Genomic DNA, 14,837 nt, shown 5'->3' with positions numbered 1-14,837 from the left:
TGAATCACTTTGTTTCGTCATGGACATTACTTGCTAACTATTGCTCGTATACCCGTGACGAACATATCGTCACGGGTATTTTTATAAACTAAAGGAGCAATAAAATGGATATATTAACACAATTAGGTTACAACTCAGAAAGAATAGATCAAGCTAAAGCATTTGACGCAAACTTATTAAAAGGACGTATTTCAGTGCAACATAAAGGGATGTACCGTGCGATTACAGAAAATGGCGAGTATCTCGTTCAACTTTCAGGCAAAGATAAATTTACAAGTTACGATTTAATACAAACACCTGCTGTTGGCGATTTCGTATTGATCAAACCATTCCCGAACGAACATAAAGGTATCATTCAACACGTATTACCAAGAACGCAACAATATATTCGAAATGCAGCAGGGAATCAAACGAAACCACAACTCATCGCAACCAATATTGACTATGCGTTTCTTACGATGAGTTGTAATGATAACTTTAACACGAATCGATTAGAACGCTATTTGATCGCAACGTATGATTCAGGTGCTACGCCTATTATCGTTATGACAAAGTCAGATTTAATCACAGAATTAGAGAAAGAAATTATGATTGCAGAACTCAGTAATGTTGCACCTACTGTTCCTGTCTATTTCGTACAACACGATAGTGATGACAATATCGAAACATTAAAAAATTATTTAAAAGATCATAAAACAGGAACGCTACTTGGATCAAGCGGGGTCGGTAAATCGACTTTGATTAATCGTCTACTCGGTAAAGATGTAATGGACACAGGGGAAATCCGTTTAACCGATGACAAAGGAAAACATACAACGACACACCGTGAACTTCTATTGTTAGATGGCGGTGGGATATTAATTGATACACCCGGCATGCGTGAATTTCAATTATGGAGTACCGGTGAGAATCTAGGACTGATTACAGAATTTGAAGATGTGGAGAATATCATCGTTCAATGTAAGTTTAATGATTGTACGCATACAAATGAACCGGGATGTGCAATTAATGCTGCGATCGAAACCGGTGAATTATCTGAAGACCGATTCGAGCGTTATAATAAATATTTACGCGAACTTGAATTTGTGGAACGAAGAAATGATGAAGCAAAGATGAGTGCTGAACGAAACAAATGGAAGAAGTTAACTAAGATTGGCAAAGCGAATCGAAATGCGAAGATAAGGAAAAGAAAATAGTATATTTGGTGTGGCGAGTGGTCTGTAAATGTTGTTTACAGACCACTCATCTTAGTTTTTTATAAATTTTCATGTAAGATTTGACAATATACACCAACAGTATTATATTAAAGTTAAGCTACTTGGTAATACAAAGTAGCTTTTAAAAGATTAGCTATCTTGTATTACAAAATAGAGGTGAAGCCTATGAGTATGCGTACTCAGTTGTTGAAAGGTTTATTAGATGCATGCGTCCTTTCAATCATTAAAGAAAAAGAAGTGTATGGCTATGAACTCTCACAAAAGTTACTTGATTCCGGACTCGGTAATATTAGTGAAGGGACGATCTACCCCGTACTTCTACGATTACAGAAGAAAAATTTAATCACGAGTGAAATGCGAACAAGTGACGTCGGACCGAAACGAAAGTATTACTTCATTACATCAGATGGTGAAGAAGAATTGAAAAATATGGTTGAAGAATGGAATGAAATTGTAGGACCGATATCAGAATTGGTAAATAAGGAGACTATAAATGACTAACTTAAACGATTTAAATATTGAATACGTACGTAAAGTAAATCAATTACGACCTAAAAATAAAGAAGACTTTGAATATGTTGCTGCTCGTATTACGAATAATGTCACTTTATCTGAGGATGAAACAGATGAAATAATCCTTGAGATTTTAGAAGACTTACTCATTGCTCAAAGTAACGGTACTTCGGCAAAAGAATTTTTTGGTCATGATTTAGATCAATTTGTAAGTGAAATTACTACTGAACTCCCTAAGAAAACGATTCAATCCATTCTACTTTATGGCACATTTACATTCACAATGTTGTTTAGCATTATATTTGTCATTATAGGCTTTTCAGATTTTTTATTATGGATAAGTGATGGTAAACATATTGATATACCGATTAAGGCTGCATTGCTAATTACTATCGTCTTTCTAATTTTTAGTTTATTAAGTATATTTGTAGATTCCAATTCAAAAAATAGATCAAAAACCCAAAATGTTATTCAATCTTTATTTGGATTTCTTTCTTACTCTGTTTCCTATATTATTTTTAAGTTTGTTACACATGGACCAACATTTAATATTCCATTTTATATTTCAATAATAATTGCTACCTTTTTAATTTATTTGAGTGTTCATATTAAAAGAACCTATTTTCCTAAAAAACGATTTATTTAGAATGGAGTGAATGAAATTGAAAACAAAAGATATTATCGAACAAAATAATATAAAGCGTGAAGAACTTACACCTGAAAATTTAAAAGTTTATGAGGAAGTGTTAATGTATTTGCGCTGTGATTTGTCCCTATCAGAACGTGTTACTGAGGTCACGTTAATGGATTTGCTCGATCATTTACTTGAAGCTCAGATGCATGATGTAACAACTGAAGAATTTTTCGGTCCGGATCCAAAGCAATTTGCTAAAGATTTAGTCGAAGAGATTCCAAAAGAATCTAAACGTAATATATGGATGTTTACTGCCTCAATATTCTGTTTTCTACTTGCTTTATTCCGTGCAATCTCTGGTATAGCAGATTTAATTATCGTTTATATTCTAAAACGTAAAAATATCACTGATATCGGTGGTGAGTTTACCGGAAATTTACTTACATCAACTATTATCTGTCTCATCATCTTCGGCGTATTCAAGTATATGCAAAGTACTGCATTTATCGACCTTGAAAATGAAACCAAAGCAAAGAAATTTAAACTATTCATTATCATGTGGTTTGTAATGGTAATACCATTTCTAGTTTCTCTTTTTATTCATAGAATAATTCACATCGGTCCAATGGTTGAAATCCCGTGGTATATTAATTTTATTATCGCTCTAGTATTATACTTACTATATAAATTACTATTCAACGCTTCTCGAAACGATAAAGAAGTTGCTATTTTTAGATAAAAAAACGCCCGAAACTCCTATGAGCTTCGGGCGTTCCTCTTATATAATAATATCCAAAATAAACCACACAATCATAATAATCAATATCATAAACTTCGCAACAGTACTTGTTAAGAAGCCAAATAATGATCCAAGACTTGCATCAAATGCACGTTTAAAGTCTTGATGAATTAATAACTCTACAATAAACACAGCTGCAAATGGAATGACGATTATACCAAACGGTGGAAAGAAAAAGCTCCCAAGTATAATCGCAATCGCTGCGGTTAACTCCCCTGCTTTACTGCCACCATATTTCTTAACAAAGTGCGCACCAAATACACAATCGCTTAATAAAGAAATCATTGTGAGCGTCGCCATCGCAATCCAGAAAAACCATGATAATTCATTGTTATTAATCGCAAAATGGTAAATAAAAAATCCTATCCACATCATAAGGATGCCGGGAATCATTGGCATGATTAACCCCACAAATGCTGATAAAAATGCCAGTATCACTAATATCCAAAGTATCAAATTCATGCGATATCCTCCATTTTCACTTGTTTAGTGAAGATTAATAAGATAAATGCTAATAAAATAAAGCCTGATGAAACAAAGAATACATTGCCTAATCCAACGATATTACTCATCACACCACCGAGTAAATTTCCAACTAATTGTCCTACGATCATTGCATTCGAGAATAATGTTGATGCATACCCCGGAAAGTCCGGTAATATATCCTGAAAATAACTAATGCCAAGTCCAAGTAATATCGCTAAGAAGAATGCGAGTAACACTTGTCCAACGAGCATCGCTGTCACACTATCAAATACCCCGATTGAGAAATAATACGCTCCACCGAGTACGCCACCTATCATCAGCAGCGTTCTTGTCTGAAATCTACTTGCCAGTATACCTAAAATAATCATGAACGGTACTTCTAATCCAGCGCACAAACTCGCCAGATAGCCAACATTTGATTCATCTGCATTTAAGAATTCAGTCACAAATAATGGCATGTTCAACGTATACATCCACTGACCTACATGTAAGAACACAAATGCTAAAAATGGCACAAGTAAATACATATCTTTTGCAAGATTCGGTGCGACTGGTTCCACTCTATTTGAATTATAGACGATTTTTTCAGGTTTGACTTCATGGAAGAATATTAAGAAGGTAATAAACACAACCCAGTAAATCACGACTGTGCCACCAAAAATACCACTAAACCCAAAATGTTTAAGTAACACTGTTCCTACAAGTGGTCCAAATAAGAATCCAAAACTAAACATTGAACGTAAAACAGTATTTGCAAATACTGCATTTTTACTTGATGCAGAGGCATTAATACTTTCCCTCGCTGAGGCATACATTTGCGGCATCGCTGGCGCTGCCATTCCACCAAAGAATACATAGAGTGCGATAAATAAATATGGATTTGAAACGAAATAATACATGCTAAACGCGACTGAAGCCATCGCTAAACTGAACATAATCATGTACTTTCTGCTAAATCCAGCACGATCAGAAAATCTCGCAACAATTGTATTCACACCAAATCCTGCCAGCGCGAATAACGCCATCATCACACCATAAAGTCCACGTGTCATGCCAAGTTCTTGCGTAGCATATAACACAAAGAACGGCACAGTAATCGCAAGCGCCATTCCGAGTAACGTCATATTAATCAGAAATAGAACATAATTTTTAATACTTAAAAGGTTTTTAAACATATTTCCACATACTTTCTTTATATGAATACTGTTCTATTATATCGGAAACACAATATTTGTATAGTCACGTTTGCTTATAAAGTAATCATTACACATGCTTTATCGTCATGTAATTTCACGCGTGGATATTTCGTTTTATCTTGATCTTCCAGTTCTTTGTCAATCATATAGCTTAACATATGATCTAAACCTTCAGATTTAAATTTCGATACAAATGCTTCTAACCCTAAACTTTCAATATCATAAAAACCATCAGTCGTAAGAACAATATGTGATAAATTTGATGTATCAATTGTGCCTCTATTATAAGACTGATTAAATTGAACATCACCGTTCATGACTGAATACCCTCCAGGAATATTCGCTGTTGCCTTTGCTTTATTGATCGCATCAAGCATTTCATCGGGTAGCTTCCCAGAATCGTATACACCGGGATACTTCTCTTCCCAATGTTTTACCCGACTGCTTTCAACTTGCTTTACATACTTCGGCATAACCTGTGTTACATGATTCAACGTATCGATTGTATAAATCACACAATCTGCAGACGTCGTATAATCCGCATAATTATCGTTTAATTTAACAACCGCATGACAACACTGAAAACGATCTTTCGGATGATGAATTTCAATACCTAGCTGATCCATTTCGGTCTGAATACTCGCATTGGCAAACTCAGTTGCATTATTTAATGTGATATGTGAGTCTGCCTGTTCAAAAGAAGCTTTCACCGCTTCAGCAGCACGTTTACCGGGTGTAATCCCATCAATTAGTATTCCCTCTAAACTCGTTACACCGTCAATTACACCATAAATCTTAGCACGATCATTAATTACGACTGCATCTTCATTCATTTGACCGACACCTTGTGCTAGCACTGATTGAATCATAATGCCACCTACCCTAAAAGTATTGTATTACGTACTTCAGTCATCTTACGATCCAGTTCACTAGAAGCGTCTGCAACCGCGCGTAGCTCATTGCGAATCTCATCACTCAATTGTTTCGTATTATACTTATACTGTAATTTATGTTCAGTTGAAGCGAAGAAATCCATAGCGAGTGTTCTAATTTGTATTTCAGCAGGAATCCATTTCACGCCTTCAGATAACACGAGTTCTGTTTCAACGATTAAATGCAATGATTTATAACCACTTGGTTTCGGATGTTTTATATAGTCTTTCACACGAATAACACGCAAATCACTGCGACGACTTAATATTTCATATATTTTGTAAACATCTTCTTCAAAGGTCGTCACAATGCGCACACCTATAATATCGAATATATTCTCCCGTATGGCATCTAACGTGAAATCTATCCCTTTACGTTGTAACTTTTCACGCAGTGATAGTGGCGCTTTGATGCGTGTCTTAACATGTTCGAAAGGTGAATAGCCGTATCTGGCTTGCCACTCTAAATCAATGATGTCAATATCACTCGTTAATTCGAGCATCCCCATCTCGTATTCTTTAAAGAAATATTGAAACTCTTCAGCTACCTTTACAATTTCAGTCTGCTCTTCAATCTTATTAAATATTTGATTAATATCCATATCAATTCCCTCTCTTCAGAAATACTATAACAAATTTACACAGAAAAAAGTACGAATACACTTTGTACTCGTACTAATGAAGTGGTAAATATTGAGGAGCATTATTATATTCTTGTGCTACTTCTTTCATTAATTCTATATAGGCGCTTACTTGAGGCAAACTAAGTACATCTGTTTCATAACATAAATACGTTTCACGTAACAATGGATTGTTTGCTACCTCTAATAACTGAATTTCAAATAAATCATGATCGATATCTTTCATCACGATTTCTGGTAACACCGTCATCCCAACGCCATTCAGGAGTAATGATTTACATGTAGATATTTGATCTGTTTTTATTTGTGGTGCATATTCTTTGTTGAATTGCTCGGTATACCAATGTTCTATTTCCTTTAAATAAATCGGATCTGCCTGGAATTCAATCATAGGTAATTGATCAAGCTCATGGGCTTTATTTTTCGGATAAATAAAATAGTGCTTTTCGCTCATTAATAATTCATTATGTAAGTTCATTATTTTACTGCCACGAATGACAGAAACGTGGAAGTCATGTCGATTATTTGTAATACGTGTTGAAGAGCCGACTTGCAACTGAATCTTTACGTTAGGATATCGTTCGACGAAGCGACCTAATACGATGGGTAATATCGTATGACCAATTAATGAAGATACTCCGATTGAAAGTTTACCGTTCACGATACCATTTGACGATTGAATCATTTCTTTTAAGTTCGTTTCTTCTTTGAGCATCTTACGCGCGTGTTGAATAATGAGTTCACCATCAGTTGTGACAATGAGTTTCTTCTTCGTACGAATGAATATATCTGTTCCCCATTCCGTTTCGATAGACTTTAAACGCTGACTGACAGCTGGTTGTGAAATATATAATGTATCTGCTGCCTTACGTAGCGTTTCTTCGTCAGCTAAGGCAACTAATAATCTGTAATCATCAATTTTCATTATGTAATCCTCAGTTCTAAAGATTGTAGAATCGTTTCGTATTATATGTTACCGTTTGACGAACAGTTTCAAATGATAACGATTTAATTTGTGCAATTTCTTTTATTATAGCAGATAATTGCGCGTGAATGTGATGTGGTTCGAACCCATCATGAGGCCATGGACCATCCGTTTCAATCATGATGCGGTGAATCGGAAATGTTGATACGACTTTACGTGTCTTTGGATTCCATAATATATCTGGTGTGACGCTGACCATATAGTTCGTATTGAGCATGCGTTTCATTACAGCATCACTAGCCTTAAACCAGTGGAAGTGTGCTTTTTCTATTTGATGTTTTTCTAATAACCTTAAAACTATCAAAGTATCATCGTATACTGCATGTAATACGATAGGTAAAGCATATTGCTTCGCTTTGACGATAAATTGCTCAAGCGTGTCGATATAAGGTTGAATCGTTAGATTCGGTTGTTCACGCTTCATATAATGTGGAAGGCCGACCTCACCAATAGCGATAATATCGTTATGGTGTTGATCGATTAAATTTAGAATTTGCTTGATGTCATTTGGATGGATAGACTGTTCTGGATGAAATCCAAGCGCAATTTGCACATCGTCGTGTTGATTGAGTTCAAGCAATCGCTTTGAACCATCGAAATCCATAGCTACAGCAATATAACCATTGATTGCTTCATTGTTCATGATATGTAGTTGCGCTGATTCTGAATATTTATCGAGATGAATATGTGCGTCGATCATTTGGATAGCTCCTTTTTGAGGTTGGTGTGTTAAGATGTGCCACATGTCCATTAACTTATCGTTATTGGACATGTGAATACAATTAACCAGGTTTTATGTACACCACACTAATTAATGATTCAACATCTTATCTTTCAATAAATCTAATTTTGATTGTGCTTGATTTCGTACTATCTCTTTATTTTTTTCTAATATACTATCGATATAAGTTGGGTCTTCTAACAATTCAAAATACTTCAGGCGTTTATCATTTAAATCATTGTTAATCACTTCGTATAATAATTTCTTCAAGTTACCGTAGCCCACCCCCGCTGCAAACTGCTTCTTTACTTCTACCATATCATGTTCAGCTAAAAACGCTTTGAATAAAGTATAAACAACTGAGCCTTCTGTTGGAATTGGCTCTCCTAATGCAATTGAATCTGTTTTTATTTTCATGATGTTTTTATATAGCTGTTTTTCAGTAGAAAATAACGGTATCGTATTACCATAACTTTTACTCATCTTTCGTCCATCGTTACCCGGCAATACCATCGTAGTCTCATCAATACTTGCAACGGGTAGTTTAAATATTTCACCATATTGGCTATTGATACTTTGCGCAATATCACGTGTGATTTCAATATGTTGTAATTGGTCTTTTCCGACAGGCACAATGTCTGTATCCATAATAAGAATATCTGCTGCCATTAATACAGGATAATTAAACAACCCCATATTCACCCCTTTATCTGGATCAAAGTGATTAGCAACATTATCTTGAACTTTAGCTTTATAAGCATGTGCACGATTGAGTAATCCTTTTGACGTTTCATTCATTAAATACATGCTCATCTCTGTAATTTGCGGAATATCTGATTGTTTGTAGAATAAACAACGTTCTGTATCTAGGCCAAGTGCAAAGAATGCAGCAGCTATTTTCTTTGTTAATTCATTAATCGCTCCTTCTTTTCGAATGGCATCGTTATTAAGGGCATGAATATCCGCAACAAAATAAGCATATTTATTATTCTTATCATGTGATAAATCTATCGCCGGTTTAATTGCGCCTAAATAATTTCCTAAATGTAATTCTCCAGTTGGTTTAATGCCAGTTAATACTGTCTTCATTTCCATCACTCCTATTAATTTAATAAAAAAGAGACCCATCCCTAAATAAGGACGAGTCTCTCGCTATACCACCTAATCGCTACAATCATAACGTACATGTTGTATCGGTCATGTTTCCGCCTGACGTATGTATTAGTCAAGTTTCAAATAATGAGCCCATTCACATTTAATTTATACATGTTCGCACCTAACACATGTTCTCTAAAATAAATTAATATGCTACTATTCTCAATTGAAATAATATGAATTTACAGTTATTTTACTCTTTGAACAAAGAAATTACAACATATAATACGAATTTTATATTTAGGATGAACGCCACATGTCCATTAACTTGTCGTTATTGGACATGTGAATACGATTAACCTGGTGCTATGTAATCCATATCAACGGTGGCGACTTTATTGCCAGCTAAAAAAAAATGTGCTTATCTGATATTCAGATAGGCACTTTTTATTGTTCTATTTTATCTTTACAATATTCAGCAAGCTTCTGTAAATCGCCGAAATTAGTCTTTACACAATCCATTACTTTATGTGCTGTTGCATAAGCAAAGTCATATTGCGCTTTCGTAATCTCTTTCTTACTTAACGCACGTTTTGCATCCTGCTCATCCACGAGTTCATATCGACCATCCGGTAATACGAGCACATCTAAATATAAATCATGCGTTCTAGCTTCACCGAGCTCCGTAAAATTCTCTTCATTAATATCTATATAATACTGAATAGGTTGCTGTTCACGATTATACATCACTGTAATGCTATAATGTTTATCTTTCGGCAATATTTGCAACCAGCGATAACCGTCATCTGCTACAACGATATCTTCACCTATGATATTAACCACTAGTGGAGATTTCACTTTCTCCATTATAATCTCGCCAATAATTCCTTCAAACTGTTCATCTTTTACAGGAATTTCACGATACTCTTTTCGGATTAATCGGCGCCAGCTACGTTTATCAATATATTTGGTTTTCATACAACCCACTCCTTACAACCCATTATATAAAAATAAACAAGGATGATAAACGATTTTATCCCCTTGTTTATAAATTTCATTTAATTATACTTCATCTGTTTTATAATGGTCTTTTCCTTTTAAGAAGAATGCAAGGATGAATGCTAACATACTTAGTGCAGTCGCAACCCAGAATGCATCGTTAATACCATTAATCGTTGCCATTCTTTGAATTTGTCCCATGACAACTTGTGTGCCTAAATTACTATTACCAACTTGTTGACCAATTTGCGTCATAGAATTCATTAATGCTGGATTGGTCTTATCCAGTTGATTCGTAATATCGCCTAAATGCGCAGTTGTTTGTTGCGTCATGACCGTTACTAATATTGCTGTACCAATTGATCCAGCTAATTGACGGATTGTATTACTAATCGCATTTCCATGTGGAATCATACGTAACGGTAAAGCATTCATACCTGCTGTCATAATTGGCATCATGATAAAACTCATACCGAATGAACGTAAAATATAAATACTTAAAATATGACCATAACTTGTATCCATACTTAACTTCGTTAATTCCCAAGTTGCAAATGTCATGATGGCTAAACCAAAAATCGCAATCGGTTTAATCCCAATTTTATCAAGTAATTTACCTGATATTGGCCCCATCAGACCCATTAATAATGAACCTGGTAATAATAACAATCCTGAATCAAGTGGTGAGAATCCACGAATCGATTGTAAATATACAGGTAATAATAACATCCCACCGAATAAACTCATCGTAACAATAATATTAATCAGTAAAGTAAATGAGAAGCCTGTATATTTCAATACACGTAAATCCATCATCGGTACTTTCATCGACATCTCACGGTAAATAAATAATAGAATAAAGATGATACCAATAATCATCGTTGAAACAACAATGCCTGAGCCCCATCCTTTATTCCCCGCTTCTGAGAATCCATATAATAAACTACCAAATCCTAATGTACTAAATATCACCCCAGGTATATCTAATTTAACAGCTTTCGTCGGCTGATAAATCTTAAACCAGAAGAATCCGATGATTAATGAAATGGCACCTATGATACTCATACCATAGAACATTACATTCCAATGATAGTTCTGAATCACCCAACCTGTTAATGTTGGACCAATCGCTGGTGCTAAGATCATCGCAATCCCCATCATACCCATGGCAGCACCACGTTTATCTGGTGGGAATAATGTCATAAATACGTTTGTTCCTAATGGCATTAGTATCCCTGCACCGACCGCCTGAATAATACGACCTAACATCATTAACGGGAAGTTAAATGAAATCGCACAAATCACCGATCCGATTGTAAAGAATATCATCGCCGTTAAGAATAACTGACGATATGTAAATCGTTGAATCATATATGCACTAATCGGCACTAATATACCGTTGACTAACATGAACCCTGTCGTTAACCATTGTGCAGTCGATGTAGATATACTGAAATCATTAATTAATACTGGCAGTGCTACGTTAATTAATGTTTGATTTAATATCGCCACGAACATCCCAATCATCAGAGCCGTAATAACTTTAGCTAACGTAATCCCTTTACCATATTGAACAAGTGCTCCTTGTGGCTTTACTTGTTCATGGACAGGTTTGTTTACGTCGATTTCTTTTGCAGTATATGTTGTTTCTGTTGTTGTTTCTGTTGTTGTTTCATTTGGTGTTTCTACTTTAGTTTCTGGTGCAGTTGCTATTGGTGTAGCTTGTGTTGCAGTCGTTTCAGTTATTGGTTGTGTAGTAGTTGCTTGTTGCTTCTTACGATTCGCTTTTAACATAAAGCGATTGATCAGAAAGAAGATGCATAAGCTAAAAATCACATATAATATAATACTTGAGGTCATACAAAAACCTCCTTAGTTTTTATGAATGCGTACAGTTACATTCATTCCTGGAATAATGTCTAATGATTTACCTTTATCTAATTCAATTTTTACTGGTACAACTTGCGTCACTTTCGTGTAGTTCGCATTACCATTTGAAGAAGGTAACATTGAGAAGCTTGAAGCTGTTGCTAAACCGATTTCTTTCACTTTACCTGAAAGATCAGTATCTTTATAACCATCTACATAAACATCTACATCTTGACCAACTTTAATACCGTCGATTTGTGTTTCCTTAATATTTGCAGTTACAAATAATTTATTTAAATCATATGCGTAAGCGATTGGTGTCCCCGCACCAACAAAACCATTTTCAGTTGCTTGTGTTTTTACGATTGTTCCGTCTTGTGGCATTGTAATTTCAATTTTTTCAGGTTTGCCGTCTTGGCCCATACCCATAACAGTTCCAATTTTGTCGTCTTTAGAAATTTTGTCGCCTACGTTTTTATCTAATGCAGTTAATTTACCAGCAGTTGGACTTGCGATTACGATTTGTGTACCATCAATTTTCGCATTGTCTGTTTTTACATAGTTTGTTGCTTCATTATAAAAATGAAATGCAGTAAAGCCTCCAACAACTAAAATAATTAAAGTTAAAATGTTGATTAAAACAAGTTTTTTCATGTGTATTTCCTCCTATAATTTTTTTCACATAACCATTATTATAGTGCGTTTCAATTTACAATCAACCAACAATATTTGTCTAAATGTTGGATTTTGATTACAATAAAGTATTGGTAACGCTAACAATTTTATTTTTTAGAAAGAGTGACAATATGCCATACAAATTAGATAAAAAAGAACTTATAGAACAATCATTTCTACAACTCATGGAAGAATTTCGCTTTCGAGAAATTACAATCAAAATGATTTGTGAACAAAGTCAAATTAATCGCTCTACTTTCTATGCCTACTTCGAAGATAAATATGCCTTATTAGATGGTATGATTGATTTACATATTTCAAATATCGAACAAATCATGAATGATAATTTGCAAAACTTAAATTCTGAAACTGATAAACGCCCTTCTGTAGAAAAATATTTAAATCAAACGTTTCAATATATATATGAACATAAACAGTTTTTCAAAATATTAATTACGATGCATCCTGCACAAAACTTTACGCAAAAATTAATGGGTAGCTGGCGCAAAAATTTTCTGGCTGTATTAAATAGCACGGTAACGCTCAACTATCCGGATTACTTTGTCAGTTATACTGTCGGCGGTCAGTTCGGGGTATTATTCTTCTGGTTACAGAACGATTGCCCGGAAGATCCAACTATCATCAGCAAAATTATTTATAATAATATCCTTAAAATCAATCGATAATCGAAGTGTTTTATTTCACTAACGTAAAATTTCAAGTATAATAGTAAAAACGAAACATGGAGGTTATGCATGAGATTATTACAATCTATTACGGTCGGCACAGTTGCAGCGGCATCATTGCTATTATTTTCACATAATGCAAAAGCCGAACAACTAAAGATCGGTAAAATAAAAAACGAGAATGTCGTAATCATTACGAACAAATCCGCAATGACAAAAAAAGTAGCAGGTTCGTTCGCACAATATACGCTATATGTTAATGACATGCATACAATCAATGGTGAGAAATATTACCGTGTGCAAACATCGGATGATATTCAGCATGCTATTGGCTATGTGAAAGCAAGCGATTTACAAATTGAGCAAGTGAAATCTGTTTCATCACACGACAACACGTATACAGTAAAGTCATCTTCAGCGAAATTATATGAAATTCCTGAAGGCAGCGCTCGACAAGTAATCGATAGAATTAGAAAAAATGAAGTTATTCAAGTTGAGAAGACGCTTCGTGTTGGTGATCAGACTTATATATTAGGGACACTATCAAATGGTAATAAAGGCTGGCTCAATATTACAAATGATGTTGGCCGTAAAGAACAACAATCAAATGTACAGGACAGTCGTAAGCAACAACCTGAAATCAACATACACCAACAGCCACGCCCGACTGGAAATGGGATTCAACACATTGAAGTACCTGTCACTTTACAAGAAGCATTAAAAATTCAATTGTCGCTTATTCCGAAGCCGCAATATTCAAACGGATTAAAGTGGAAAGATGCGCATCGTAAAGATGTGCTGGAAGCAATGAATCCTGAAGATGCAATGATGGATCCCGTGCAGAAGTATCAGTTTTTAGTGTTAAATGCCTCACAACATTTAACTGTCGAACAATTGAATACACTGCTTGAAGGGAAAGGTATATTAGCTGGACAAGGTGAAGCATTTAAACAAGCAAGTGAAAAATATAATATCAATGAGATTTATTTAATCAGCCATGCGTTTTTAGAAACTGCTGAAGGTACAAGTACGTTAGCTAAAGGGGTTAAAATAAAAGGCGAAGATACACATCAACATTTCTACAATATGTACGGTGTTGGTGCTTACGATAAAGATGCTGTGAAATACGGTGCACAATTTGCTGCGAATGTCGGGTGGGACACACCTGAGAAAGCAATCATCGGTGGTGCTGAGTATATTTCAAAAGGCTTTGTATCCGATACTCAAAACACATTATATACGATGCGCTGGAATCCAATGTCTCCAGGCAACAGTCAATATGCAACGGATATATTATGGGCAAGTGCCAATGCAAATTATATGTATGCATATTACCAAAAGTTAGGTATATCTGGTGGTAAATTCAACTTTATTCATTATGCTAAGTAA

At 34.9% G+C, this 14,837-nt stretch carries 16 protein-coding genes; 6 read left to right on the top strand and 10 right to left on the bottom strand.

The annotated features are described in order from the left end of the window. The first annotated feature begins 104 nt into the window (after positions 1 to 104). The 4 genes from rsgA (at position 105) to OCL94_RS00495 (ending at position 3,103) form a co-directional block, all read left to right on the top strand. On the top strand, positions 105 to 1,196 hold the full coding sequence (gene rsgA / locus OCL94_RS00510; protein WP_262993474.1) for a ribosome small subunit-dependent GTPase A: 1,092 nt from the start codon (positions 105 to 107) through the stop codon (positions 1,194 to 1,196). A gap of 186 nt (positions 1,197 to 1,382) precedes the next feature. Beyond that, complete coding sequence (locus OCL94_RS00505) at positions 1,383 to 1,718, top strand: PadR family transcriptional regulator (protein ID WP_262993472.1); 336 nt, start codon at positions 1,383 to 1,385, stop codon at positions 1,716 to 1,718. Beyond that, positions 1,711 to 2,376: a DUF1129 domain-containing protein gene (locus OCL94_RS00500; RefSeq protein WP_262993470.1), complete on the top strand. Its 666-nt coding sequence runs from the start codon at positions 1,711 to 1,713 to the stop codon at positions 2,374 to 2,376. Before OCL94_RS00505 ends, OCL94_RS00500 begins: the two co-directional genes overlap by 8 nt. 16 nt (positions 2,377 to 2,392) lie before the next feature. Next, on the top strand, positions 2,393 to 3,103 hold the full coding sequence (locus OCL94_RS00495) for a DUF1129 domain-containing protein (protein ID WP_262993468.1): 711 nt from the start codon (positions 2,393 to 2,395) through the stop codon (positions 3,101 to 3,103). Positions 3,104 to 3,142: 39 nt separating this feature from the next. On the opposite strand, the gene OCL94_RS00490 is transcribed toward OCL94_RS00495, so the two are convergent. The 10 genes from OCL94_RS00490 to OCL94_RS00445 all read right to left on the bottom strand — a co-directional run bounded on the left by OCL94_RS00490 (position 3,143) and on the right by OCL94_RS00445 (position 12,741). Then, positions 3,143 to 3,625 carry a DUF456 domain-containing protein gene (locus tag OCL94_RS00490; protein ID WP_262993466.1) on the bottom strand — a complete coding sequence of 161 codons (483 nt, stop codon included), beginning with the start codon at positions 3,623 to 3,625 and terminating at the stop codon, positions 3,143 to 3,145. Further along, complete coding sequence (locus OCL94_RS00485; RefSeq protein ID WP_262993464.1) at positions 3,622 to 4,824, bottom strand: sugar efflux transporter; 1,203 nt, start codon at positions 4,822 to 4,824, stop codon at positions 3,622 to 3,624. The genes OCL94_RS00490 and OCL94_RS00485 overlap by 4 nt, the downstream gene beginning before the upstream one ends. A gap of 74 nt (positions 4,825 to 4,898) precedes the next feature. Continuing rightward, complete coding sequence (locus OCL94_RS00480; RefSeq protein ID WP_262993462.1) at positions 4,899 to 5,714, bottom strand: hypothetical protein; 816 nt, start codon at positions 5,712 to 5,714, stop codon at positions 4,899 to 4,901. 8 nt (positions 5,715 to 5,722) lie between these two features. Continuing rightward, positions 5,723 to 6,379 (bottom strand): GTP pyrophosphokinase, encoded by a 657-nt coding sequence (locus OCL94_RS00475; protein ID WP_262993460.1) that lies wholly within the window; start codon positions 6,377 to 6,379, stop codon positions 5,723 to 5,725. Between the two features lie 73 nt (positions 6,380 to 6,452). Next, positions 6,453 to 7,343: a LysR family transcriptional regulator gene (locus tag OCL94_RS00470; protein WP_262993458.1), complete on the bottom strand. Its 891-nt coding sequence runs from the start codon at positions 7,341 to 7,343 to the stop codon at positions 6,453 to 6,455. Between the two features lie 16 nt (positions 7,344 to 7,359). Continuing rightward, positions 7,360 to 8,103 carry a TatD family hydrolase gene (locus tag OCL94_RS00465; protein ID WP_262993456.1) on the bottom strand — a complete coding sequence of 248 codons (744 nt, stop codon included), beginning with the start codon at positions 8,101 to 8,103 and terminating at the stop codon, positions 7,360 to 7,362. A gap of 111 nt (positions 8,104 to 8,214) precedes the next feature. Continuing rightward, the gene (gene trpS, locus OCL94_RS00460; RefSeq protein ID WP_262993454.1) at positions 8,215 to 9,213 is read right to left on the bottom strand and encodes a tryptophan--tRNA ligase; all 999 of its coding nucleotides are present in this window, start codon (positions 9,211 to 9,213) and stop codon (positions 8,215 to 8,217) included. 453 nt (positions 9,214 to 9,666) lie between these two features. After that, positions 9,667 to 10,197, bottom strand: coding sequence for a ribonuclease FAU-1 family protein (locus OCL94_RS00455; RefSeq protein WP_262993452.1), 531 nt, complete (start codon positions 10,195 to 10,197; stop codon positions 9,667 to 9,669). Positions 10,198 to 10,281: 84 nt separating this feature from the next. Continuing rightward, positions 10,282 to 12,078, bottom strand: a complete 1,797-nt coding sequence (locus OCL94_RS00450) for a DHA2 family efflux MFS transporter permease subunit (RefSeq protein ID WP_262993450.1) — start codon at positions 12,076 to 12,078, stop codon at positions 10,282 to 10,284. A 12-nt stretch (positions 12,079 to 12,090) separates the two neighbouring features. After that, a complete protein-coding gene (locus OCL94_RS00445; protein WP_262993448.1) occupies positions 12,091 to 12,741 on the bottom strand; it encodes an HlyD family efflux transporter periplasmic adaptor subunit in 651 nt (216 codons plus the stop codon). A gap of 152 nt (positions 12,742 to 12,893) precedes the next feature. Between OCL94_RS00445 and OCL94_RS00440 the strand changes: the two genes are divergently transcribed. After that, complete coding sequence (locus OCL94_RS00440) at positions 12,894 to 13,448, top strand: TetR/AcrR family transcriptional regulator (protein ID WP_262993446.1); 555 nt, start codon at positions 12,894 to 12,896, stop codon at positions 13,446 to 13,448. A 69-nt stretch (positions 13,449 to 13,517) separates the two neighbouring features. Continuing rightward, positions 13,518 to 14,837, top strand: a complete 1,320-nt coding sequence (locus OCL94_RS00435; RefSeq protein WP_262993444.1) for an N-acetylglucosaminidase — start codon at positions 13,518 to 13,520, stop codon at positions 14,835 to 14,837.

The organism is Macrococcus capreoli (assembly GCF_025628935.1).
GTDB classification, from domain to species: Bacteria; Bacillota; Bacilli; order Staphylococcales; family Staphylococcaceae; genus Macrococcoides; species Macrococcoides capreoli.
This window is presented reverse-complemented; position numbering and strand designations above follow the sequence as displayed.